Below are 24,407 nucleotides of genomic sequence, written 5' to 3'. Positions count from 1 at the left end.
GAGCGAGCCCCTCACATCCGGAAGACACCGAAGCCGTCGGCGCCCTTCACCGGTCCGTTGTGGATCGCCGAGAGGCAGAGCCCGAGGACGGTCCGGGTGTCCCGGGGATCGATCACCCCGTCGTCGTAGAGCCGGCCGGAGAGGAACAGCGCCCCGGACTGCGACTCGATCTGCTGCTCGACCATCATCCGCATCGCCGCGTCGGACTCCTCGTCGTAGTCGCGCCCGCGCGCGGCAGCGGCCTGCCGGGCCACGATGGACAGCACGCCGGCGAGCTGCGCCGGGCCCATCACCGCAGACTTCGCGTTCGGCCAGGTGAACAGGAACCTCGGCTCGTACGCCCGGCCGCACATGCCGTAGTTGCCGGCCCCGTAGGAGGCGCCCAGGTTCACCGTCAGGTGCGGCACCGTCGAGTTGGACACCGCGTTGATCATCAGGGCGCCGTGCTTGATGATTCCGCGCTGCTCGTACTCGGTGCCGACCATGTAGCCGGTGGTGTTCTGAAGGAAGACCAGCGGGGTGTCTGCGGCGTTGGCGAGCTGGATGAACTGCGCCGCCTTCTGCGCCTCCTCGCTGAACAACACCCCCCGGGCGTTGGCCAGGACGCCCACCGGATACCCGTGCAGCTCGCCCCAGCCGGTGACCAGCGCGTCACCGTACGCGGGCTTGAACTCGTCGAAGTCGCTTCCGTCCAGGATCCGGGCCAGCACCTCGCGCGGGTCGAACGGCACCTTGAGGTCTGCGCTGGCGATGCCGAGCAGCTCCTCCGGGTCGTACTTCGGCGGCTGCGGGACAGCCGTGCGCGGTGGCGGGCCCTGCTTGCGCCAGTTCAGCCGGCGGACGCACTGCCGGGCCAGTCGGACGCCGTCCCGCTCGTCCTCGGCCAGGTAGTCGGCGAGCCCGGACGTGCCCGCGTGCATCGCCGCGCCGCCCAGTGACTCGTCGTCGGTGACCTCGCCGGTCGCCATCTTCACCAGCGGTGGCCCGGCCAGGTAGACCTGCGACCGGTCCCGGATCATGATCACGTGGTCGGACATCCCCGGCACGTACGCCCCACCGGCCGTGGCGTTGCCGAAGACCACGCTGACCGTGGGGATGCCCGCCGCGGAGAGCCGGGTGAGGTCGCGGAACACCCGGCCGCCCGGAATGAAGATCTCCGCCTGGGTGGGCAGGTCCGCCCCGGCTGACTCGACCAGATTGACCATCGGCAGCCGGTTGGCCAGCGCGATCTCCCCGGCCCGTCGGGTCTTGGCGAGGGACCACGGGTTGACCGCGCCGCCGCGGACCGTCGGGTCGTTGGCGATGATCAGGCACTCGACGCCCTCGACCACGCCGATGCCGGTGACCACGCTGGCCCCGACCGGGAAGTCCGTGCCGTAGGCGGCGACCGGCGACAGCTCCAGGAACGGGCTGTCGGCGTCCACCAGCAGCTCGATCCGCTCCCGGGGGAGCAGCTTGCCGCGGGCGTGGTGCCGGGTCACGTACTTCTCGCCGCCGCCGGCCCGGGCCTGGTCCAGCGCGGCGTCCAGCTCGGCCAGCCGGTCCAGCAACGCTGCCCGGTTCGCCGCGTACCCGGGTGCGGACGGGTCGATCGCGCTGTCCAGGGTGCTCAATGCATCTCCTTCGCTCGCGACTGCGGGGCTCGCAAACCCGGCTCACTCCTCGCGCTCACAGGCCCATGCCCTTCGCGATGATCTCGTTCATGATCTCGGTGGTGCCGCCGCCGATGCCGAGGATGCGGGCGTCCCGGTAGTGCCGTTCCACCTCGGCGTCGCGCAGGTAGCCGAAGCCGCCGTGCAGCTGCAACGCCTGGTCGACGACGTGGTCGCAGGCGGCCACGGCGACGTTCTTCGCCATCGCCACCTCGGTCACCACCGGCTCGCCGGCCGCCACCCGGCCGGCCACCTCGTGTACGTACGACCGGGCCGCCTCGGCCCGGGTGTGCATCTCGGCCAGCCGGTGCCGGACCAGCTGCCGGCTGGCCAGCGGACGGCCGAAGGTCTCCCGATCCCGGCACCAGCGCACCGCCAGCTCGACGCAGCGCTGCGCCGTGGCGTACGCCTGGGTGGCCAGCGAGAGCCGCTCCGCGGCGAAGTGCTGCATGATCGCCAGGAAGCCGGTGTTCTCCGCGCCGATCCGGTTGGCCACCGGCACCCGTACGTCGACGAAGGAGAGCTCGGCCGTGTCCGAGCAGTGCCAGCCCAGCTTCTCGAGCCGGCGCCCCACGGTGAACCCGGGGCTGCCCTTGTCGATGACCAGCAGGCTGAGCTCGCCGCTGCCCGGGAAGTCGGTGCAGACCGCGGTGGTCACGAAGTCCGCCCGGTGCCCGCTGGTGATGTAGGTCTTCGACCCGTTGACCACGTAGTGGTCGCCGTCCCGACGGGCGGTGGTACGGATGCCGGCCACGTCCGAACCGCCGTCCGGCTCGGTGATCGCCAGCGCTCCGATCATCGTGCCGGCCAGGGTGGGCCGGACGTACCGCTCGATCAGGTCGTCGTCCCCGGGCTTCGACACGCCGCCGAGCCGGCCGCCCAGCGACCCGCCGGTACGCGCACCGGACGCCGCGACCATGTGCGGCAGCGCGATGCCGTGCGTGAACAGGGCCGCGACCAGGCCGGACGAGCCGCCGGAGCGGATCAGCTCCTCGGTCACGAGGATCGAGTCGAGCAGGTCGCCGCCGCTGCCGCCCACGGACTCGGGGAAGCCGATGCCGAGCAGACCGAGCTTCGCGGCGGTGGCGTGCAGCGCCCGGGGGACCTCGCCGGCCCGCTCCCACTCGTCCAGGTGCGGCAGCACCTCCCGGGTCACAAAAGCCCGGGTCAGCTCGCGCAGCTGTCGCCGCTCCGGCGTGTCCACGATGCTCACGCCCCCTCCCCGCCCGAAGTCGTGGGCCCGATCGGCACGTCGACCGGCAGGTCGACGGTCCGCGAGCGCAGCAGCTCGCCGAGCGCCTTGGCCTGCGGGTCGAACCGGGTGGACGCGGCCACCCCGGCCCCGAGCAGGCCCTCGATCACAAAGTTGACCGCACGCAGGTTCGGCAGCTCATACCGCTGCACTGCCAGCGGTGCCGTCTCCGGCAGCAGCTCGGCCAGCCGTTCGACGGTCAACCAGTGGCGCAACCAGGCGTACCCGGCGTCGGAGCGCGCCCAGACGCCGAGGTTGGCGTCGCCGCCCTTGTCGCCGGAGCGCGCACCGACCAGCTCGCCGAGCGGCCCGCGTCGGGTCCGCGATAAGGAAGGGCCCCTTCTTATCGGATTTTGTTGTACAGGGGGCCCCTGCAAACACGTGTTCGGCGGTGGCGCGATCGGCACCCGCTCGCCGGAGGGCAGCACCGCGACGTGCGCAACCGCGTCCTGCGGCACCGTGTCGGCGGTGAAGACGCCGTACGGGGTGGCGTCGCCCGGCAGGGTGGTCAGCGTGCAACCCGGGTACGAGGCGAGCGCCAACTCCACCGCGGCGGCCGAGAAGGCCCGGCCGGCTCGCGTCCGGTCGCTGTCGCGCAGGTGGACGTGGAGCAGCGCGCTGGCCGCCTCGGTGTCGACGGCGTCCGGATGGTCGGTCCGGGCCAGCACGAACTCCAGCCCGTCCTTGCCCACCGCCTCCTCGACCTGCCCCCGGACCAGTGCTGCCTTCGCCTCGATGTCCAGCCCGCAGAGCACGAACGTCATCGAGTTGCGGAAGCCACCGAGGTTGTTGACGCCCACCTTGAGGGTGGCCGGCGGCGGCGTGCCCCGGACGCCGGAGACCCGGACCCGGTCCGGCCCGTCCGGGCGCAGCGTCACGCTGTCCAACCGGGTCACCACGTCCGGCCCCAGGTACGCCGGCCCACCGACCTCGTAGAGCAGCTGGGCGGTGACCGTCTCCACCGTGACCGCACCGCCGGTGCCCGGATGCTTGGTGATCACCGTGGAGCCGTCCGGGTGCACCTCGGCGATCGGGAAGCCAGGCCGGTGCCCGCCGTCGGGCAGCTCGGTGAAGAAGCTGAAGTTGCCGCCGGTGACCTGCGCGCCGCACTCGACGAGGTGCCCCGCCACGGTCGCCCCGGCGAGCTCGTCCAGGTCGTCGCGACCCCACCCGTAGTGGGCGATGGCCGGGCCGACCACCAGCGACGCGTCGGTCACCCGCCCGGTGACCACCACGTCCGCCCCGCCGTCGAGGCAGGCGGCGATCCCGAACGCGCCCAGGTAGGCGTTCGCCGTCAGCGCGTCGGGCCGTTGGATGGCGTCGCCCTCGACGTACCCGACCCGCACCGGCAGGTCCAGCCGACCGGCGAGCCGGTCGATGGCGGCGGCCAGGCCGGCCGGGTTCAATCCACCGGCGTTCGTCACGATCCGCGTCCCCCGGTCGAGGGCGGTGCCGAGGCAGCTTTCCAACTGGCGCAGGAACGTCTTCGCGTAGCCCAGATCGGGGTCGCGCAGCCGGTCCCGGCCGAGGATCAGCATGGTCAGCTCGGCCAGGTAGTCGCCGGTCAGCACGTCCAGCTCGCCGCCGTCGAGCATCTCCCGCCAGGCGGTGAACCGGTCACCGTAGAAGCCGGAGGCGTTGCCGATGCGGATCACGCTCGTACTCCCTGCCCACCGGCCGGCGTCGCGGACGGCTCCCGGCCGGCGCCCGGCGGGCCGGCGAAGGCCTGCGCCACGTCGAGCCACTCGTCGGCGACCGGCCCGATGGCCAGCAGGGCGAGGTCCGCGCGGTGCCGGCGCTGGGTGACCAGCAGGCAGAAGTCCCGGGCCGGGCCGGTCAGCCGGTCGGCGGCGTCCGCCGGACCCCAACTCCAGGTGTCGCCGCCGGGCCCGGTCAACTCGACCCGGACCGGCGCCGTCGGTGCCGGTCGGCCGTGCGCGGCGAAGCCGTGCCCGAGGGTACGCACGCCGAGGTGCGCCACGTGTCGGAGCCGGTCGCTGGCGGGGCGGGCGACGCCGAGCGCGTCGGCCACGTCCTCGCCGTGCGCCCAGGTTTCCATGATCCGGGCGGTCGCCATGGAGGTGGCCGACATCCAGGTGCCGTACCAGGGCAGTTTCTCGCCGGCCGGGACGGCGGCCAGCGCGGCGGCGAGCGCCGTCCGGCCGGCGCGCCAGCGGGTCAGCAGCTCCGCCGGCGGGGCGAGGAACTGCTCGGCGCCGTGGTCGACCATGCGGGCCGGGTCGGGTGCGGCGCTCACCGTCGCGAAGAAGGCCGCCGCATCGGTGGCGGCCAGCAGCGCCACGTGGTCGGTCCAGGCGAGGTGGGCGACCTGGTGCCCGATGCTCCAGCCCGGCGCGAGGGTCGGCCGAGCCCAGTCGGCCGCCGGTAGCGGAGCCACCAGGGCGTCCAGCTGGGCGGACTCGTCGGCCAGGTCCGTGAGCAGGTCGCTGAGGTCGACCATAGTGCCTCCGGTTGGTGCGGGCCGGTGCGGCCGGCGGTCAGGGCGTGAGCAGAGTGGCGAGCTGGCGCTTCCAGGTGGTCAACAGGGCGGTGCGCCGAGCCGAGTCGTCGTTGAGCAGGTTCGCCACGCCCAGCCCACGAAGCAGGTCGAGGGTGGCCTGCACCGCTTCCCGGACGCCGGGGCGGCGCTCGTCGACGCCGAGCAGGGCGACGGTGAGTCGGTGCATCTCCCGGCCTACCGTCGCCTCCAGGGGGACGAGGGCGTCCCGAAGCTCCCGGTCGGTGCGGGCGGCGACCCAGAGTTCGAGCGCGGCCACGAAGAGCGGCCCGGTGAAGGCCACGCCGAGCAGGTCGATGACCCGGTCCAGCCGCTGCGGCCCGGCCGGCAACGCCTCCGCCTCGGTGCGCAGCTCGTCGGCTCGACGCTCGGCCAGGTGGGCGACGGCGGCCGTGACCAGCGCAGCCCTGGTGGGGTAGTGGTGCAGCTGAGCGCCTCGGGAGACACCGGCCCGGGCTGCGACGACGGTCGTGGTGGTGCCGGACCAGCCGTGCTCGACCAGACAGTCGACGGTCGCCTCCAGCAGCCGGGCCTGGGTGGCCCGACTGCGCTCCTGCTGAGGGACACGCGTCGATGCGGTGGACACGGGCATAGCCTGCGGCCTCGGAAACAAACAGTCAAGACTGACTTTTTCCTAGGCTTCCGCGACGACGGATGCTGCCTCTGGAGGAGGCCGGTCGGTGACGGTGCTCCGTGAGCCTGTAGAGCTGCCCCAGGAATGGGACGCCCTCCAGGTCACCCGCGGCGGGTCGTGGCGCCTGCCAGGTCGGTGTGCCGGGCTGGCCGGGAGACACGCGCGGCCGTCCCAGATCTGGGGCAGCTCTACAGGCGCAGAGGCGACCTCCAAGCCCGAGCCGGCTGCGGCTTCGCCCCGGCCACGGTAGGCGGGACCGGTGTCAGCGACCGTCGCGGGGAGCGAAGACCGCCAGCGCCTCGGCGTCGCTGTACTGGGAGCGCAGGTACTCGTCGACCCAGGCGACGGCATCGGGGAAGGTGGATTCAGCGGCCACCCGAGCGCAGGCCGCGTCCACGTCGAACGCGGTGCGGCGCAGTTGCGCCCCCGGCCCGAGCAGTGCCCACCACGCGCCCGCTCCGCCGTACGGCATGCCGACGCTGCCCGCGTTGACCACCAGGCGGCGGTCGACCAGGCGGGTGAAAGGCATGTGGGTGTGGCCGCAGACCACCGTTCCGATCTCCGGCGGGAGGCCGGCGAACACCTCCGACCAGCGTGCCATCCGGGAGTCGACGAGCACGACCTCCTCGTCGTCGCGGGGCGTCGCGTGGCAGAACAGCGTCGGGCCGAGGCCGTCGATCTCCAGGGTCACCGTCGTCGGCAACGCGGCGAGCCGAGCGACCTGGTCCTCACGCAACTCCCCGGCGGCCCAGTTCGACACCTCGATCGAGGCGGGCCGGCCGGCGCGGGCCTCGACCAGCTCGCGGTCGGCGTTGCCCCCGACCCAGCAGATCCGGTCGCCGAGGCCGGCGAGCAGGTCGAGCACCTCGACCGGTTGCGGGCCGGCGGCGATGTCGCCGGTGAGCACGATCAGGTCGGCGGCGGCGACGTCCGGCTCGGCCAGCACCGCCTCCAGTGCGGGCAGCACCCCGTGGATGTCGGACAGGACAGCGACTCGGCTCAGCATCGCTCCACCCTCCGGCCGGACCGGCGTCCCGTCCAGCGATTCTGCGCCGGGCAGACGAGGAAGCGGTGAGCATCAGGCGCAACGAAAGTCCCCGCCTGCCGTCATCGACGGCGGGCGGGGACAGACGTGCTGCTCAGACGCGGGCGCGGCGGGCCAGACGCTCCGGGTCCAGGATGATGATGCTCTTGCCGTCCAGCCGCAGCCAGCCGCGGGAGGCGAAGTCGGCCAGCGCCTTGTTGACCGTCTCCCGGGAGGCGCCGACGAGCTGGGCGATCTCCTCCTGGGTGAGGTCGTGGGTCACCCGCAGCACGCCACCGTCGCGGGTGCCGAACCGGCCGGCCATCTGGAGCAGGTTCTTGGCGACCCGGCCCGGCACGTCCGTGAAGATCAGGTCGGCGAGCGAGTCGTTGGTCCGGCGCAGCCGCCGGGCGAGCACCCGGAGCAGCTGCTCGGCGATCTCCGGACGGTTGTTCAGCCACGGTCGCAGCGCCTGCTTGCGCAGCCGCACCAGCCGGGTGTCGGTCACCGCGGTGGCGGTCGCCGTACGCGGACCGGGGTCGAAGAGCGACAGCTCACCGACCATGTCCGACGGGCCCATCACCGCGATCAGGTTCTGCCGGCCGTCCGCCGCGCGGCGGCCAACCTTGATCTTTCCAGACAGCAGGATATAGAGGCTGTCACCGGGCTCGCCCTCATTGAAGACGACCTCGCCCTTGCGGACCTCGATCGTCTCCATCTCCTTGGCGAGCGCCTCGGCAGCCTCCGGGTCTACACCCTGGAAGATCCCGCTGCGGGCCAGTACCTCGTCCATCGCCCACCTCCGGTTGCGCGTGCCGTCCGTCGGCCGGGTCCGCCGTCCGCTGATCCCCTCGCGCGCCGCCAAGTCTAGGCGCACGTGAGCATGAATCAGAGGTCGCCCCTGGAATCTTGATCGGTGGGCGTAACCTGCCCGACGTGCTGAGCGAGCCGACTCTGACCAGCCGCACCGAGGACGGGCGGGACATCCCACTGCTCGTCTGGCGCGCGGACGGACCCCTGCGTGCCGTCAGCAGCGGCCCGCTGGGCGGTGGGATCGGCGTCCGGCGCTGGGTGCTCAACGCCACCGTGCCCATGTCGTACGACCGGGACGACCCGGGCGCGCACCTGGCCTCGCTCGCCACCGACCTGGCCCTCGACGGGCCCGGGGTGGGCCTGCTGACCGGCGTCGATGTGGGCGAGGTGGTGACCCGGACCGACACCGGCGTTCGGGCCTGGGCGACGGTCGGGCTCGGCATCCCCGTGCCGGCCGCCGCGCCGGCTCCGGCCGCGCTCACCCAACGGGTCGGCACGGTCAACATCGTGGTGTACGTGCCGGCGCGGCTCGCCGATTCAGCTCTGGTCAACGCGGTGGCCACCGCGACCGAGGCCAAGACCCAGGCGATCAGGGAGCTGGGGTTGCCGGGAACCGGCACGCCGACCGACTCGGTCACCGTGCTCTGCCCGGTGGACGGGCCGGAGGCCGCGTACGGCGGGCCGCGCTCCGCCTGGGGTGCCCCGCTGGCCCGAGCGGTGCACGCCGCGGTGTTCGCCGGCGGCGACCGGCCGGTCGTGCCCTGGTCAGAACGCCTGACCGGCTGAACTTCCGGCCGATCGGCCCTCGTCGGCGCGTTTGACGACCGGTAGGGTCGCCAGCGATGTATGCTCCCGCGCCCCTCACCCCCCGCCCGCGCCGCCGCGTCGCCCTCGGGCTCGCCGCGCTGCTGGCCGCCCTGCTCGTCGCCGGCTGTGCCGACTCCGCGGAGGCGCCCGTCTGGCAGCCGGGCGCCGGCGGCGGTGGCACCGGCGCGCCGGTCGCGACGGCCGGGCCGAAGGGCAGCGACGGCCCGACGACGTCCGGCCGCGCCATCTCGCTCTCCGCCACCGGCGACATCATCATGGGCAACGCGCCGAACCGGCTGCCCGCCGCCGGCGGAAAGGGCTTCTTCAACTCGGTCACCGAGGCGCTCAAGGCCGACCTGGTGATGGGCAACCTGGAGGAGCCGTTGACGGTGGACACCGGCACCGGCAAGTGCGGGGCCAACTCCACCCGCTGCTTCCAGTTCCGGGCCCCACCGGAGTACGCCGCGCACCTGCGGGACGCCGGCTTCGACGTGCTCAACCAGGCCAACAACCACGGCTACGACTACGGGCCGAAGGGCTACCGGAACACCCAGCAGGCGCTGAAGAAGCACGACCTGGAGCACACCGGTGCCCCCGACCAGATCACCGTGGTCGACGTCAAGGGCGTCAAGGTCGCCGTGGCGGGCTTCTCGTCGTACGTCTGGTCCAACAGCCTCGTCGACATCACCAAGGCGAAGGCGGTGGTCGCCAAGGCCGCCACGATGGCGGACCTGGTCGTGGTGCAGGTGCACATGGGTGGCGAGGGCGTGGAGAAGACCCGGGTGAAGCCGGGCACCGAGATGTTCCTGGGCGAGAACCGGGGCGACCCGGTCAAGTTCTCGCACGCCATGATCGACGCTGGCGCGGATCTGATCGTCGGACACGGACCGCACGTGCTGCGCGGCATGGAGTTCTACCGGGGTCGGCTGATCGCGTACAGCCTGGGCAACTTCGCCGGTGGGGGCAACTCGCTGAGCAACGACGGCCGGCTCGGCTGGGGCGGTGTGCTGAAGGTGTCGCTGAAGCCGGACGGCACGTGGGCCGGTGGCTCGTTCACCTCGACGTACATGAACTCCGCCGGCAAGCCGACGATGGACCCGGACGACCGGGGCCTGGGCCTGGTCACCGAGTTGAGCCGCAGCGACTTCCCGAAGGGTGGCGCCCGGTTGGACGGGCAGGGCAAGATCTCCGCACCGACGGGCGGTTGACCCGGCGGGAACGTCCGGGGCGCGACGTAGGCTGACCGTCGTGACCAGTAGCCCTCCCGGTGCCAGCGAGACCGACCTCGGGCGCAAACGCCGTGCCCGCAAGATCGGCCGGGTGCTGGCCGAGACACACCCTGACGCGCACTGTGAGCTGGATCATTCGACTCCGCTGGAGCTGGCCGTCGCCACCATCCTCTCCGCGCAGTGCACGGACAAGAAGGTCAACGAGGTCACCCCGAAGCTCTTCGCCCGATACCCGACCGCCGCGGCGTACGCCGGCGCCGACCGGGGCGAGATGGAGGAGCTGATCCGGCCCACCGGCTTCTACCGCAACAAGACCGACTCGCTGCTCAAGCTCGGACAGGCCCTCCTCGACCGGTACGACGGCCAGGTCCCCGGCCGGCTCGTCGACCTGGTGACGCTGCCCGGGATCGGCCGCAAGACCGCCAACGTCATCCTGGGTAACGCCTTCGACGTCCCCGGCATCACCGTCGACACGCACTTCCAGCGGCTGGTCCACCGGTGGCGGCTGACCACCGAGACCGACCCGGTCAAGATCGAGCACGCGGTCGGCGCGCTGTACGACAAGCGCGACTGGACGATGCTGTCGCACCGGATCATCTTCCACGGGCGACGGGTCTGCCACGCCCGCAAGCCGGCCTGCGGCGCCTGCACGCTGGCCAAGCTCTGCCCCTCGTACGGCACCGGCCCGACTGAGCCGGCCGCCGCCGCCAGGCTGCTCAAGGGGCCCCGGGCGCGCGACCTCGCGGCGGCCGCCGGCGTCGACCCGGAGTTGGTGCCCGCCCAGGCGGTTGCCGCGGAGGTGCCGTGAACCGGCGCCTCGCCCTGCTGGTCCTGCCGCTGCTGCTGCTCGTCGTCACCGGGTGCACCGCCGGCGCGGACGACGCCCCCGCGCCCCGGGCGACCGCCGCCCAGCGCCCGTCGCCGTTCCGGGACTGCGCCGCGCTGAGCACGGCACCGACGGCCGGCGCGGGCACGGCGGCACCCACCACCGGCGGGGAGGAACTGCCGGAGCTGACCCTGGCCTGCTTCACCGGCGGAGCCCCGGTCACGTTGCGGGATGTGGCGGGGCCGGCGGTGATCAACGTGTGGGCGTCCTGGTGCCCGCCGTGCCGCAAGGAACTGCCCGCCTTCCAGCGGCTCAGCGAGCGGGCCGCCGGCCGGCTCCAGGTGGTCGGGGTGAACAGTCGGGACAGCCGCGACGGCGCCCAGTCCATCGGCGACGATTTCGGCGTCCGGTTCCCGATCCTGGTGGACCAGGGCGAGGCGCTGCAACGGGCGCTGAACCGCAACGCCATCCCGCTGACCCTCTTCGTCGACGGCCAGGGTCGGATCCGGCACATCGACGCCACCGGCGCGCTCGACGACGCCCAGCTCGACAAGCTGGTCCGCCAGCACCTCGGCCTGGCGGTGCCGGCGTGACCCGTCGACCACCCGAGTGGATCGAGCCGTTGCTGAGCCGGCTGGGCACCGCCCGCGCGGAGGACTTCACCCGACTGATCACCCCGGCCCAGGGCGGCAGGCAGAGCGCCGTGCTGGTGCTGCTCGGCGAGCAGCCCGGCGCCGGCCCCGACGTGCTCGTCCTGCAGCGCGCCGCCAACCTGCGCAACCACGCTGGTCAGCCGGCCTTTCCCGGCGGCGCGGCCGACCCCGAGGACATCGACGTCCGCGCCACCGCGCTGCGCGAGGCGAACGAGGAGGTCGGCCTCGACCCGGCGAGCGTGACCGTGCTGGCCGAGCTGCCGAAGCTGTGGATCCCGGTCAGCGACTTCGTGGTCACCCCGGTCCTGGCCTGGTGGCACGACCCGCACCCGGTGCACCCCCGGGAGCCCGCCGAGGTGGCGCACGTGGCCCGGCTGCCGGTCAGCGAGCTGGTCGACCCGGCCAACCGGCTGCGGGTCCGCCACCCCAGCGGCTGGATCGGGCCGGCGTTCTCGGCGCGCGGCATGCTGGTCTGGGGGTTCACCGCCGGGGTGCTGGCCACCCTGCTGGAGATGGGCGGCTGGGCCCGCCCGTGGCCGCATGGCCGGGTTGTCGAGCTGCCGCCCACCGGGGCGACGCCGGCACCCTCGGCCGGCACCGACGACGCCGACGAGACCGCCCTGCGCTGACCCCGCGGTCACCTTCCGCAAGCGATGGTCATCTGCCGGGCGCCCTGCCCGTACGCTGGACCCGTGTCCGTCGTGGATCTCGTCCTACTGCTGCTCATGCTCGTGTTCGCGATCAGCGGATACCGCCAGGGCTTCGTCATCGGAATCCTGTCGCTCTCCGGCTTCTTCCTCGGGCTGCTGCTGGGCCTCCAGCTCGGGCCGCTGTTCGCCCGGCAGTTCGTGGACCCCGGCATCCGGGTGCTGATCTCGCTCGTGGCGGTCTTCGGGCTGGCCGTGGTCGGGCAGGCGCTCGCCGGCTGGCTCGGCTCGCACCTGCGCAAGACGATCACCAGTGAGGTCGGCAAGCAGGTCGACGACGTCGGCGGGGCGTTCGTCTCGCTCTTCGCGGTGCTCCTGCTCGCCTGGCTGGTCGCCGTGCCGCTCGGCTCGTCCTCGGTGCCCTGGCTCGCCGCCTCGGTGCGCAACAGCGCGCTGATCACCGTGGTGAACCAGGTCCTGCCGGAGCAGGCCCACGAGCTCTCCACCGCGCTGCGGGACACCGTCGACACCGACGGTTTCCCGGACGTCTTCGGTGACCTCGCACCAACCCGTGCCCGACAGGTCGAACCTCCCGACCCGGCGTTGGCCGGCTCCCAGGTGGTGGTCAACGGCCAGCGGTCGGTGGTCAAGGTGCTCGGCTCCGCGCCCGGCTGCTCGCGCCGGATCGAGGGTTCCGGCTTCGTGTACGCCGACGACCGGGTCATGACCAACGCGCACGTGGTGGCCGGCACCCGCACGGTGTCCGTGGAGCTGGGTGGCGACCGGTACGACGGCGAGGTGGTGGTCTACGACCCGGACCGGGACCTGGCCGTGCTGCTCGTACCCGGGCTGCCCGGCCCGTCGCTGCGGTTCGCGGCCGGCAACGCGGGCAGCGGTACGGACGCCATCGTGCTCGGCTTCCCGCTCGACGGCCCGTACAACGCGCAGTCGGCACGTGTGCGCGACGTCGACCGGATCACGGGGCCGGACATCTACGCCTCCGGAGACGTCACCCGGGAGATCTACACGATCCGAGCGTTGGTCCGCAGCGGAAACTCCGGCGGCCCACTGGTCTCCGCCAACGGCCTGGTGCTCGGCGTCATCTTCGCGGCGGCGGCCGACGACCCGAACACCGGCTTCGCGGTGACCGCCGCCGAGGCGCGTCCGGTGGCGCTGGCCGGCGCGGAACGCAACCGGCGCGTCGGCACCGGCGAGTGCACCTGAGCGGCACCCTGGTCAACTCCGGGCTGGCGCGGCGGGCCTGCGGCCGCTGGGCAGCTTCGCCCGTCCCCACCGCACCCCTCGATCGAGCACGCTGCGCGCCATGATCGCCACGCAGGTGCCGCCGTTGAGGAAGGAAGCCACCACGTCGCTCGGGTGGTGCATCCCCCGGTACATCCGGGTCAGCGCCACGCTCAACGGCACCACCAGCAGCAGCGTCCACCAGGCCACCTTCGCCCCCGTGCTACGGGTTCGCAGCGCCAGCAGGACCGCGATGCCGACGTAGAGCGCCATCGCCGCCGAGGTGTGCCCGGACGGGAAGCTGGAGGTGGGCGGCGAGACGTCCATGTGCTCCACCGCCGGCCGCCGCCGGTCGATTGCGAGCGTGGTCAGCAGGAACACCAGCGCCTGGGCGGTCACCGCCGCGCACAGGAACACCGGCTCCCGCCAGCGGTTCAGCCAGAGCCGCAGCGTCAGCGCCACCAGCACGGTGACCACCACGATCATCTGGGTGCTGGCCAGCGTGCTGAACACCAGCGACACGTCGTTCCAGCCGGCGGTGCGATCAGCGGCGAGCTCGCGGTTCACCGCGTCCTCAACGGTGAACGGCCAGGTCCGGGCGAACACCCGGGTGATCAGCACCCCGAGCAGCACCATGACGCCGAGCAGCAGGGACACCGGCAGCAGCACCCGCCGGACGATCTGGACCGCGGTGTCGGACATGGGCCGGCCAGTACCCTGTCGTGGTCGTCGGCACGCCTCAGGCGGCTCCAGGGTCCCGCTTCACCTCCGGCGCGAGGCCGTCCCGGGTCGCCCGGACGGGCCGCAGGCCGGTGTGCGCCCGCCAACTGGTGAACGCGGCCGTGGTCGCCGCGACCACCGCCGCACCCAGCAGCCACCCGCCCAGCACGTCGCTGGCCCAGTGCACGCCGAGTGCCACCCGGCTCAGGCCGGTCAGCACGGCGACCAGCACCGCGGCGACCCAGAGCGTGACCCGCCACGCCCCTCGCCCCGCGTACGGCAGGAGCACCAGCAGCAGCACACCGGCCGCCAGGGTGGCGTTCAGCGCGTGCCCGGAGGGGAACGCGTAGCCGACGGCTCGGGCGACCGGGTCGAGCAGGTCCGGCCGGTCCCGGCCGACGAGCAGCTTGAGCAGCGGGCCGATCAACCCGCCCACCACCATGGTGGTGGTCACCCACAGGGCCAGCCGGCGGGCTCCCCGGCGTAGCAGCCAGATCACCAGGAGCAGTGCGCCGGCCCGCAGCGGCATCGGCGCGAACACCTCGGTCCAGACCCGCATCAGCGCGACCCAGGCCGGATGGTCGAGCGCGTAGCCGTGCAGCGCGTCGGTGACCGTCGCGTCCAGCCGGTGCAGCGGCGCCCAGCCCCCGAGCACCAGCAGGGCGAGCAGCGTGAACGGCACCAGCACCAGGAACGTCGCCGTCGCGGCCAGCGTCAGCCGCAGGCCCAGCGAATGATCCGGGTCGAGGCGGCGGCGCCACCAGGACGGGTGGGAGGCGTGGGCCAGGGTGCGCGGGCCGGGCGTGCTCATGGACACGGTTCTACCCCACCGCCGGTGCGCTCAGCCCTGCGGCGGCGGAAGCGATCAGCGGGCCCGCTGGCGGAACCGCCGCACCATCAACGCCGCGCCGGTGATCAGGGCGACGAGGAGCACGGCCGCGGTCCACAGCTGCTCCGGCGCCGAATCGGACGGCCCGCCCGCCGCCCGGGCCGTCCACCGGGTCTGCTGCCGGGGGGCGGTGAGACCGAGCGGGTCGCTGCCGGCGCCGGTCACCGGGTCGTTGTCGGCGGAACCGGGGGCCGGGCCGAAGCCGACCACCCCCGGTGACGTCTGATCGTCCAACGGGTTGGCGGTCACCGGGGGGACCTGTGCGGTCAGCGCGGCCACCGGGTCCACCGCCCCGTACCCGAATCGGTCGTCCCGCCCGGTCGGGCCGAGGTCGCGCGCGGTGGCCAGCAGCCGGTTGACCACCTCGCCAGCGGGCATCCCCGGGTAACGGGACCGCACCAGCGCGGCCGTGGCGGTCACCAGCGGCGCGGCGAAGCTGGTGCCCTGCACCCGCCAGTACCCGTCCGGGGATTTGGCGCCGACCAGCCCGGTGGCGGGTGCGCTCAGCACCGTCGCCCGCCCGGTGATCGAACCGGACCAGAGATTGTCGCTGCTGCGTTCCAGGCCGGCGACCGCGATCACGCCCGGCTCACGGGCCGGATACCAGACCTTGGAGTTGCTGGAGGTGGCCAGGTTGCCGGTGCAGGCGACCACGACCACGTCCCGGGCGAAGGCGTAGTCCAACGCCGCGGCCAGGGCGGGGCTGTCGCCGCTGCCGCCCAGCGACAGGTTGATCACGCCGGCGCCATGGTCGACCGCCCAACGCACACCCTGAGCGACGATCAGCGCGTCGTCGTAGCGGTTCTCGTCGTCGAGCACGCGCACCGGCAGAATCCGGGCGTCCGGCGCCAGGCCGACAACGCCCCGCTTGTCGTCCTTCCGACCGGCGATCAGGCCCGCGACGGTGGTGCCGTGCCCCACCGGATCCGGTCCGGCGCCGCCGTCCGGGCCGACCAGATCGACACCGGACAGCACCTGGCCCACCAGATCGGGATGGCTGGCGTCCACCCCGGAGTCGATCACCGCGACGGTCACCCCCCGCCCGGTCGAGCTGCGCCAGGCCGTCTCGGCGCGCAGCTCGTCGAGCTGCCACTGCTCGTCGCGGACCTGGTCGGTGCGGCTCACGCTGTCACCAGGGGCGAACACCACCGGCGCGCCGGCGAGCTGTCCGCCGGTGGCGGGCGCGGCGACGGGCGCGGCGACGGGCGCGGCGGCCGCGGCCGGGGCCACGACGGCGAGCACCGCCACCACACCGAGCAGCACCCGGCCGGTTGCCCGTCGGGCCGCTGCCGGACAGCTGTGCCGAACCCCAGTCACATCCTCTGCCATTCATCCCGACGGAACCATGACGATCGGAGATTACCGGTTTCCCCACCTGTCACGGGAGGAACCGCGGAGACACGTCACGGCGGTGGCAGCTGAGCGAGCTGGACGAGGCGTACGCCCTCCCGCCGGGTGACCAACCGACCACGGCCCGCTGGCAGCGGCCCGGGCCGGACCGGCCCGACCAGTGCGCCCTCCTCCGGGCTGCCCGCCATCACCAGGCCGGCCGTGGACAGCTCCCGCAGTCGCTGCACGATCGACTCGTACTGGGCCCGGCCCGCGCCGCCGGAGCGGCGGGCCAGCACCAGGTGCAGGCCGACATCGCGGGCGTGCGGCAGGTGCTCCTCCAGCGCCCGCAACGGGTTCGCCGGCCCGGCCGCCACCAGGTCGTAGTCGTCGACCAGCACGAAGAGCTCCGGCCCGGACCACCACGACCGGTCGCGCAGCTGCTGCGGGGTGACCTCCGGCCCTGGGGCCCGCCGCTCCAGGTAGCCGGCCGCCGACTCGACCAGGTCGGCGGTGTGCGCCGCCGCGGTTCCGTAGCCGATCAGGTGCGGTGTCTCGATGGCGCCGAGCAGGCTGCGCCGGTAGTCGACCAGGATCACCCGGGCCTGCTCCGGGGTGAACCGGGTGATGATCGAGGTGGCCAGCGCGCGCAGGAACGACGACTTGCCGCACTCCGCGTCGCCGAAGACCACGAAGTGCGGCTCGGTGGCGAAGTCGAGCACCACCGGGCGCAGGTCCGCCTCGGCGATGCCGATCGGCAGCCGCAACCCGGTCGTCGCGGCGAGATCCAGCTCGGCGTACGGCAGCACCGGCGGCAGCAGCCGCACCCGGGGCGCCGGAGGGCCCGCCCAACTGCCGGCGACCCGCTTGACGAGGTCGGCGGTGTCCCCGCTCGAGGCGGCGAGCTGGGGTAGCGCGGTGAGGAAGTGCAGGCTCTCCGCGGTGACTCCCCGTCCGGGCCGCTCCGGCACGTTCGCGGCCGCCCGCCGGGCCACCAGCGAGTCGGCCGGGTCGCCGAGGCGCAGCTCCAGCCGGGAGCCGAACAGGTCCCGGATCGCCGGCCGGAAGTCCAGCCAGCGCAGCGCCGTGGCCACCACGTGCAGCCCGTACGACAGGCCCCGGGTGGCCAGCTCGGTGACCAGTGGCTCCAGGTCGTCGTACTCGCCGCGCACCGTGCTCCAGCCGTCGACCACCAGGAACACGTCGCCGAACGGGTCGGCGCCCGGCTGGCTGGCCGTTCCCGCCGCGGCCCGGCGCTGCCGGTACGCGGCCATCGACTCCACACCCAGCTCGGCGAAGCGGCGTTCCCGCTCGGCCAGCAGGGTGGTCATCTCGCCGACGGTGCGCCGTACCGCCGTCGGGTCGGCGCGGCCGGTCACCCCGCCCACGTGCGGCAGCTCGCGCAGCGCGGCCAGCCCTCCGCCGCCGAAGTCGAGGCAGTAGACCTGCACCTCGGCCGGGGTGTGGGTGAGTGCCAGTGCGCAGATCAGCGTGCGCAGCGCGGTGGACTTGCCGCTCTGCGGCGCGCCGACCACCGCGACGTGCCCTGCCGCGCCGTCCAGCGCCAGCCAGAGGAGGTCCCGGCGCTGCTCCAGCGGCCGGTCCACCACGGCCACCGGCACCCCGAGCGCGCCGTGCAGCTCCGGGTTGCCCACGGTGAGCCCGCGCGCCGGGTCCACCTCGACCGGGCCGAGCAAGTCGTCCAGGGTCGGTGGCTGGCCGAGCGGCGGGAGCCAGACCTGGTGCGCGGGCGGGCCCTGCCCGACGAGTCGGTCGACCAGCAGGTCGAGCAGGGTCTCCCGGCCGCTCTCCTCCTCGGCCAGGACGGGCGCGGCCGGGCTGACCGGCTCGGGCGCGGGCACGGCGTGGGTGGTGAACGTGAGCAGGCGGGCACCGCCCCCGCCGGTGGCGCCGGTCGGCGCGGCCCGGCGGCGGACCGAGCCGGAGACGTACGCGGCCCGGAACCGGGCCAGCGGGTCCGTGCCAGCGCGCAGGTAGCCGTGGCCCGGTGAGCGGGGCAGCTCGTGTGCGTCCGGCACCCCGAGCACGGTCCTGGATTCCAGGGCGGAGAAGGTCCGCAGCCCGATCCGGTACGACAGGTGGGTGTCGAGCCCGCGTAGGCGGCCCTCCTCCAGGCGCTGGCTGGCGAGCAGCAGGTGCACGCCGAGTGACCGGCCCAGCCGGCCGATCTGCACGAACAGGTCGATGAAGTCGGGTTTCGCGGAGAGCAGCTCGGAGAACTCGTCGCAGATCAGCAGCAGGGATGGCAGCGGCGCCAGCGGGCTGCCGGCCGCGCGGGCCCGCTCGTAGTCGCGCACGCCGGCGAAGTTCCCGGCCCGCCGCAGCAGCTCCTGGCGGCGGATCAGCTCCCCGTTGATCGCGTCCACCATCCGGTCGACCAGGGGCAGCGCGTCGGCCAGGTTGGTGATCACGGCGGCGGTGTGCGGCAGCCGGTCGAACGAGGCGAAGGTGGCGCCGCCCTTGAAGTCGACCAGCACGAAGTTGAGCTGTTCGGAGCTGTGCGTGACGGCCAACCCCAGCACCAGCGTGCGCAGCAGCTCGGACTTGCCGGAGCCGGTGGCTCCGATGAGCAGGCCGTGCGGGCCCATCCCGTCCTGGGCGGACTCCTTGAGGTCCAGCTCGATGGCGCCGCCGTCGACGCCGACCCCGATCGGCACCCGCAACCGGTCCCGGGACGAGCGCGGCGCCCAGCCCTGCTCGGCGGTGAAGCTCTCCGGGTCGCCGAGGCCGAGCAGCTCGGGCAGGCCCAGCTCGGCCTGGAGCGGGGCGTCCGGGCCACGTGCCGCCCCGGCCAGGCGCAGTGGCGCGAGCCGTCGGGCGACCGCCTCGGCGTCGGCGGGGTCGAGCTGGTCGGCGGTGCCCACCTCGGCGTGCCCCTCTATCGACCAGGAGTGCAGCCGTCGGCCGCGCAACTCCAGCAGCAGCGCGTACCGGTCGAGCAGGCGCGGCGGCGGTGTGTCCAGGTCCAGGACGGTGACCGCGTCGATGCCGCCGTCGCCGGTCAGGTCGGTGGCACCGGTCAGGTCGCCGCCGTCGAGGACCACCACCACGTGCGGGCCGTCGGTGGCCGGGCCGGCCGGGCTGAACCGGGACCGGCTGGTCAGCACGTCTCCGAGCAGCCGTTCCAGCTCGGCGGCGGAGCTGGTGACCAGCCGGACCGGACCGAGCGCGTCGGTGCGGCCGGGATGGTGGACGTGCGGCAGCCACTTCACCCACTCCCAGACGGCCCGGCGTTCAGGCCCGGCGCAGATCGCGACCAGCAGCTCGTCGGGCGCGTGGAAGACGGCCAGCTGGGTCAGCACGGCCCGGACCAGCGCCTGTGCGGCCGGGTCGCCGGTGGGCGGCCCGCCGGTGGCCGGTCCGCCGCCGGAGCGACCGCCGGTCCGCACGTACACCCGGGCGAAGCTGCGCAGCGACAGCGCCACCGGCAGGTCCGGCACCACGGAGTACGCGTCCAGGAAGCGGCGCAGCGCGCCGGCGGTCATCGGCTCCAGCTCCTCCAGTGGTCGGGTGACCGGTGGGACGAGCGGGGTGGCCAGCGTCTGCGGCCCGACGGCGACCCGGACCACCGCGAAGTCCGGGTCGGCGGGACGCCGCTCCCAGACCCGGTGGCTGTCCACCGTCGACCACAGCCGGCCCGGGTCCGGGTGTCGGTAGTAGAGCCCGGCCCGCTGCTGCCCGACGGTCTGCCGGACCCGGCGGCGCAGCGTGGCCAGGTGGCGCAGGTACTCGCGGCGGGCAGCCATCATCTCGGACTTCTTGGGGGTGCCCGAGGCGCTGCCCCAGGAGGTCACCAGCATCGCCAACGAGGAGAGCCCGAACATCCCGCCCACCACGTACGAGTAGGCGCCGCCGCCCCGGCCGAACATCATCGCCATCGCCACCGTGCCGCCGAGCATGAGCATCTGCTGCCACCGTCCACCGGTCACCGCGGGGATCTCCGGCGGTGCCTCGACCGGTAGCTCACCGGCCGGGATCTCCGGCGCCGGCCGGCGGGGCGGACGCTTGATGACAACGGTGGACACTCGGCCTCCTGACTGCGCTGGGTAACCCGAGCCTGGCTCATGGTAGGTAAAGTCCTGTCGTCCGCGCAGCCTCCGATCCCCCTCGATATGGAGACCAGTCGATGACAACCGGGCTGGCCCGCGTCACCATCAGCGCGCCGCAACGGAGGGTGGACGTCGCCCTGCCGGAGCAGGTGCCCCTGGCCGAGCTGCTGCCCGACGTGCTCCGGCACGCCGGTGAGGGGCTGGCCGACGACGGCGAACGGCACGGCGGCTGGGTGCTGCGCCGCACCGACGGCGCCCTGTTGGCGACCGCTCAGGCGCTGCTGCCACAGGGGGTCCGCGACGGTGAGGTGCTGCACCTGGTGCCGGCCCGCGCCCACTGGCCCGAGCTGGAGTACGACGACGTGGTGGAGGCGATCGCCGACGGCGCCCGTCGCCGCGGCGGCGCCTGGTCGCCCACCGCTACCCGCGCGGCCGGCCTGGCGGGCGCCGCGGTGCCGCTCGCCGTCGGGCTGATCGCCCTGCTCGCCGGTGGCCCGGCGTACCGCGGCGGCTGGCTCGCGGCGGCGGTGGTGGCGGTTCTGCTCACGGTGGCCGGCACGGTCGCCAGCCGTGCCAATGGCGACGGCGCCGCCGGGGCGACCCTCGGTGGCTACGCCCTGCCGTACGCGTTCGTGGCCGGCGCCCTAGCGGTCGGCTCGGGCGACCCGGTCGGCCTCTTCGGGCCGCTGCGCTGGGTCGGCGCGCCCGAACTGCTGGCCGGTTCGGTGGCGCTCCTGCTGGTCGCGCTGCTCGGGCTGCTCGGGGTGGCCAGCCGGCTGCGGGTCTTCGTGGCCGGCGTAACGGTGGGGCTGGTCGGCGCTGGGGCGGCGCTCGGCGGGCTGCTGCTGACCCCGGCGGGCACGGCGGCGGTGCTGCTCAGCGCGTTGGTCTTCGCCGTCGGGGCGATCCCGCTGCTGGCCATCCGGCTGGGCAAGCTGCCGTTGCCGCCGATCACCCTGCCGGCCGCCACTCCCGCCGTGGAGCCGGAGCGGGCCCGGGACCTGCCGGACCGGGGCCGGGTGCACGCGGCGGTGTCCCGCACCGAGGAGATGCTCACCGGGATGCTGCTCGGGCACGCCCTGCTGGCGGTGGCCGCGGCGGCGGTGCTGGGGGTGGCCGGCGGCACCGCCGGCCGGGTGCTGGTGGCGGTGACCTCGGCCGTGCTGCTGCTGCGGTCGCGGCTCTTCGTCGCGCTGCGGCACCGGGTGCCGGCGGTGCTCGCCGGTCTGGCCGGCTACGCGGTGCTGGGCACGGTGCTCGTCGGCCGGGCCGACGACGCCGGGCGGCTGGCGCTGGTCGTCGGCGGGGCGGCGCTGGCTCTGGTGGCCGTCGCGGCCGGCACCGGGTACGCCCGCCGACCGGTCTCGCCGTACCTCGGCAGGATCGCGGACCTGACCGACACGGCGCTGGTGGTCGCCGTGGTGCCGGTCGCCTGTGCGGTGCTCGACCTGTACGACCGGACCCGGGGGCTGCTCGGTTGAGCGGCCCCCGGGCCCGGCACGTCAGCGTTCGTCAGTGGGTGGATTCGCCGCGCGCCTCGGCGTCCCGGGCCCGCTGGTAGGAGGCGTGGATCTCGGCCTCGGCCTCGGTGCGGCCGACCCAGGTCGCGCCCTCCACCGACTTGCCGGGCTCCAGGTCCTTGTACACCTCGAAGAAGTGCTGGATCTCCAGCCGGTCGAACTCACCCAGGTGGTGGATGTCGCGCAGGTGCTCCTGGCGGGGGTCCTCGTAGGGCACGCAGAGGACCTTGTCGTCGCCGCCCTTCTCGTCCGTCATCCGGAACATGCCGATGGTGCGGCAGCGGATCAGGCAGCCCGGGAAGGTCGGCTCGGGGACCAGCACCAGGGCGTCCAGCGGGTCGCCGTCCTCGCCCAGGGTGCCCTCAATGAACCCGTAGTCCGCCGGGTACTGGGTGGACGTGAAGAGGGTGCGGTCCAGCCGGATCCGGCCGGTCGCGTGGTCCACCTCGTACTTGTTCCGGTGACCCTTGGGGATCTCAACCGTCACGTCGAAATCCATCTGCACGCTCCCTCGTCTGCCCACGCTGGCTAACGGAAACCACTGACGGCACCCCCGGACAGGTGAATGCCCACCCGCCGACTCCGGCCGCCGCATAGTCTTCGAACCGAAGTAGTGTCACCCAAGCCGATTTTCGCTGGGGGAGGAGGGGGTCGTGGGGAGGGAAGATTCACACTACCGCCCGGACGGGGGCGCCGCGCGCGGTACCGGGCGATCCGGCTCCGGTGGTGCCACCGGCAGGGTCCCGGTGCCCGACGCCCACCTCCCTCGGGCGGCAGAGCCGTCGCCTCCGACGCCGGAGGCGGTTCCCGAGCGTCCCCCGCCGTTGCCCTGGCGCCCGCCCGCCGGGCCGGCCCCCGTAGGCCCGAACGCCGGTCGCTTCCCGACCCTCGACGGCAACCGGCCGACGAGCGCCCCGCCGAGCGGGAGGGCTGCGATCCCGACCAGCCCGGCCCCGGGCCGCCCGCCGTCCGGCAACGAGTCGACCATCCCGATCCCGACCGGCGTCCCACCGCTCGGCCCGCCGATCTCCGCGCTGCCCGCGTCCGCCGGCGCCGTGTCGCCTCCCGCGTCCACCGGCGCCGCACCGCTCCCCACGCCCGCCGCGCCGCGCCGGCGACTGCCGGTGGTGCTGGGCCTGGTGCTGCTGCTGGTGCTCGCCGGCGTCGGGGTCGGCCTGACCCGGCCGGGTCCGGTCGCCGGCTGGCTGGGCGACGACGCCGAGCCCGCCCGGAACTCCGCCGGGGCGACCCCGGAGCCCGGCCCGTCGGACGTGCTCGCCGGACCGGACCCGAACGCCCCCCTGCCCAGCCCCGACGGGGTACGGGCCGCGCTGGACCCGCTGGTCGGGGTGGCCGACCTGGGTGACCGGGTGAACGTCTCGGTGGCCGACGTGACCTCCGGCCGCACGCTGTTCGCCAAGGGGGAGGACGACGGGACGGTGCCCGCCTCGGTGACCAAGCTGGCGACGGCGGTGACCGTGCTGGCCGCCCGTGGCCCCGCGTACCGGATCCCCACCCGGGCGGTGGCCGGCGCCCAGCCCGGCGAGGTGGTGATCGTCGGTGGGGGCGACCCCACCCTCGCGGTCGACAAGAAGGGCTACTACCCGGGCGCGGCACGCCTCGACGATCTGGCCGCCCAGGTGCGCACCGCGCTCAATGGCGTCGCCCCGACCAGGGTCATCGTCGACGGCTCGATCTACTTCGGCCCGGTCTACGGCCCGGGTTGGGACGACGACATCCCCACCGGCGGGTCCGGCGGGGCGGTGACCGCCTTGATGGCCGACGGGGCACGCAGGGACCCGGGCGTCGGGCAGGGTGCCGCCGAGCGGGTCGCCGAGCCGGACCTGGCCGCGGGCCGGTCGTTCGCGCGGCTGCTCGGCGTACCGGCCGACGCCGTCAAGCGCGGCACAGCCCCGGCCGCGGCCGCCGGTGGCGCTGCCCCGGCACCCGGCGTCGAGCTGGGCGTGGTGCAGTCGCCGCCGCTGATCCGCCTGGTCGACGTCATGATCGCCGAGAGTGACAATCTGCTGGCCGAGGCACTGGCACGGCAGGTCGCGCTGGCCCGCAAGCAGCCGGCCTCGTTCGACGGGGCCGCCGCCGCGATGGACGCCCAGGTGGCCGAGCTGGGCCTGCCCGCCGACGAGATCACCCTCTCCGACGGCAGCGGGCTGTCCCGCCGCAACCGGATCAGCCCGTCCCTGCTGACCGACCTGGTCCGGCTGGCCGCCAGTCCCGACCATCCGGAGCTGGCGGGGATCTTCGGTGGCCTGCCGGTGGGCGGCTGGTCCGGCACCCTGGGCGACCGCTACCGCAACGCCCCCGGCACCGACGCCGGGGCGGGCACCGTGCGGGCGAAGACCGGCACGCTGACCGGTGTGCACGCCATCGCGGGCCTGGTCACCACGGCCGACGGCCGGCTGCTCACCTTCGCGGTGCTCACCGACAAGGTGCCCGGCGGGAAGGAGACCGCCCAGCCGGCGCTGGACCGGATCGCCGCCGCGCTCGCCAGCTGCGGCTGCCGCTGACCGTCGCCGGCCCGGCTCCGCGGTCGGCCGTGGGCCGGGACCGCCGTCGCGAGCCCG

20 protein-coding genes are annotated in these 24,407 nt (G+C 74.0%); 8 read left to right on the top strand and 12 right to left on the bottom strand.

Translation table 11 applies throughout. The features are described from left to right. Window positions 1-11: 11 nt before the first annotated feature. The 7 genes from ACWD6N_RS05665 to ACWD6N_RS05635 form a co-directional block, all read right to left on the bottom strand. Complete coding sequence (locus ACWD6N_RS05665) at window positions 12-1,613, bottom strand: acyl-CoA carboxylase subunit beta (protein ID WP_387324145.1); 1,602 nt, start codon at window positions 1,611-1,613, stop codon at window positions 12-14. A gap of 55 nt (window positions 1,614-1,668) precedes the next feature. Next, on the bottom strand, window positions 1,669-2,865 hold the full coding sequence (locus ACWD6N_RS05660; protein ID WP_354963402.1) for an acyl-CoA dehydrogenase family protein: 1,197 nt from the start codon (window positions 2,863-2,865) through the stop codon (window positions 1,669-1,671). Further along, window positions 2,862-4,499, bottom strand: coding sequence for an acyclic terpene utilization AtuA family protein (locus tag ACWD6N_RS05655; RefSeq protein ID WP_449938068.1), 1,638 nt, complete (start codon window positions 4,497-4,499; stop codon window positions 2,862-2,864). Before ACWD6N_RS05655 ends, ACWD6N_RS05660 begins: the two co-directional genes overlap by 4 nt. A gap of 56 nt (window positions 4,500-4,555) precedes the next feature. Continuing rightward, window positions 4,556-5,365, bottom strand: a complete 810-nt coding sequence (locus ACWD6N_RS05650; protein ID WP_450004522.1) for a TIGR03084 family metal-binding protein — start codon at window positions 5,363-5,365, stop codon at window positions 4,556-4,558. Window positions 5,366-5,402: 37 nt separating this feature from the next. Continuing rightward, window positions 5,403-6,008 carry a TetR/AcrR family transcriptional regulator gene (locus tag ACWD6N_RS05645; RefSeq protein WP_387324152.1) on the bottom strand — a complete coding sequence of 202 codons (606 nt, stop codon included), beginning with the start codon at window positions 6,006-6,008 and terminating at the stop codon, window positions 5,403-5,405. A 310-nt stretch (window positions 6,009-6,318) separates the two neighbouring features. Further along, complete coding sequence (locus tag ACWD6N_RS05640) at window positions 6,319-7,062, bottom strand: metallophosphoesterase family protein (protein ID WP_354963405.1); 744 nt, start codon at window positions 7,060-7,062, stop codon at window positions 6,319-6,321. Window positions 7,063-7,195: 133 nt separating this feature from the next. Next, a complete protein-coding gene (locus ACWD6N_RS05635) occupies window positions 7,196-7,873 on the bottom strand; it encodes a Crp/Fnr family transcriptional regulator (protein WP_007073398.1) in 678 nt (225 codons plus the stop codon). 143 nt (window positions 7,874-8,016) lie between these two features. Between ACWD6N_RS05635 and ACWD6N_RS05630 the strand changes: the two genes are divergently transcribed. From ACWD6N_RS05630 to ACWD6N_RS05605, 6 genes are all read left to right on the top strand, one after another. After that, the gene (locus ACWD6N_RS05630) at window positions 8,017-8,679 is read left to right on the top strand and encodes an adenosylcobinamide amidohydrolase (protein WP_387324155.1); all 663 of its coding nucleotides are present in this window, start codon (window positions 8,017-8,019) and stop codon (window positions 8,677-8,679) included. Between the two features lie 56 nt (window positions 8,680-8,735). Continuing rightward, window positions 8,736-9,908 (top strand): CapA family protein, encoded by a 1,173-nt coding sequence (locus ACWD6N_RS05625; RefSeq protein ID WP_387324158.1) that lies wholly within the window; start codon window positions 8,736-8,738, stop codon window positions 9,906-9,908. A gap of 40 nt (window positions 9,909-9,948) precedes the next feature. Continuing rightward, on the top strand, window positions 9,949-10,737 hold the full coding sequence (gene nth, locus ACWD6N_RS05620; RefSeq protein ID WP_387324160.1) for an endonuclease III: 789 nt from the start codon (window positions 9,949-9,951) through the stop codon (window positions 10,735-10,737). Further along, window positions 10,734-11,348 (top strand): TlpA family protein disulfide reductase, encoded by a 615-nt coding sequence (locus tag ACWD6N_RS05615; protein WP_387324163.1) that lies wholly within the window; start codon window positions 10,734-10,736, stop codon window positions 11,346-11,348. Before nth ends, ACWD6N_RS05615 begins: the two co-directional genes overlap by 4 nt. Next, window positions 11,345-12,037, top strand: a complete 693-nt coding sequence (locus ACWD6N_RS05610; RefSeq protein WP_387324166.1) for an NUDIX hydrolase — start codon at window positions 11,345-11,347, stop codon at window positions 12,035-12,037. The genes ACWD6N_RS05615 and ACWD6N_RS05610 overlap by 4 nt, the downstream gene beginning before the upstream one ends. Window positions 12,038-12,100: 63 nt before the next feature. After that, window positions 12,101-13,279: a MarP family serine protease gene (locus ACWD6N_RS05605; RefSeq protein ID WP_387324169.1), complete on the top strand. Its 1,179-nt coding sequence runs from the start codon at window positions 12,101-12,103 to the stop codon at window positions 13,277-13,279. A gap of 12 nt (window positions 13,280-13,291) precedes the next feature. Here ACWD6N_RS05605 and ACWD6N_RS05600 read toward each other — a convergent pair whose 3' ends face one another. From ACWD6N_RS05600 to eccCa, 4 genes are all read right to left on the bottom strand, one after another. Beyond that, a complete protein-coding gene (locus ACWD6N_RS05600; protein ID WP_387324172.1) occupies window positions 13,292-13,999 on the bottom strand; it encodes a phosphatase PAP2 family protein in 708 nt (235 codons plus the stop codon). Between the two features lie 37 nt (window positions 14,000-14,036). Further along, a complete protein-coding gene (locus tag ACWD6N_RS05595; RefSeq protein ID WP_387324175.1) occupies window positions 14,037-14,828 on the bottom strand; it encodes a phosphatase PAP2 family protein in 792 nt (263 codons plus the stop codon). Window positions 14,829-14,882: 54 nt separating this feature from the next. Next, the gene (gene mycP, locus ACWD6N_RS05590) at window positions 14,883-16,235 is read right to left on the bottom strand and encodes a type VII secretion-associated serine protease mycosin (RefSeq protein WP_387324178.1); all 1,353 of its coding nucleotides are present in this window, start codon (window positions 16,233-16,235) and stop codon (window positions 14,883-14,885) included. 74 nt (window positions 16,236-16,309) lie between these two features. Beyond that, window positions 16,310-20,281, bottom strand: coding sequence for a type VII secretion protein EccCa (eccCa, locus tag ACWD6N_RS05585; RefSeq protein WP_387324180.1), 3,972 nt, complete (start codon window positions 20,279-20,281; stop codon window positions 16,310-16,312). Between the two features lie 101 nt (window positions 20,282-20,382). On the opposite strand from eccCa, the gene eccD reads away from it, so the two are divergent. Continuing rightward, window positions 20,383-21,786 (top strand): type VII secretion integral membrane protein EccD, encoded by a 1,404-nt coding sequence (gene eccD, locus ACWD6N_RS05580; RefSeq protein WP_387324183.1) that lies wholly within the window; start codon window positions 20,383-20,385, stop codon window positions 21,784-21,786. Between the two features lie 31 nt (window positions 21,787-21,817). On the opposite strand, the gene ACWD6N_RS05575 is transcribed toward eccD, so the two are convergent. Beyond that, a complete protein-coding gene (locus ACWD6N_RS05575; protein WP_121656698.1) occupies window positions 21,818-22,324 on the bottom strand; it encodes an inorganic diphosphatase in 507 nt (168 codons plus the stop codon). A gap of 619 nt (window positions 22,325-22,943) precedes the next feature. On the opposite strand from ACWD6N_RS05575, the gene dacB reads away from it, so the two are divergent. Continuing rightward, window positions 22,944-24,350, top strand: coding sequence for a D-alanyl-D-alanine carboxypeptidase/D-alanyl-D-alanine endopeptidase (dacB, locus tag ACWD6N_RS05570; RefSeq protein WP_387324621.1), 1,407 nt, complete (start codon window positions 22,944-22,946; stop codon window positions 24,348-24,350). Window positions 24,351-24,407 lie beyond the last annotated feature (57 nt).

The organism is Micromonospora sp. NPDC005163, from assembly GCF_053599835.1.
This window is presented reverse-complemented; position numbering and strand designations above follow the sequence as displayed.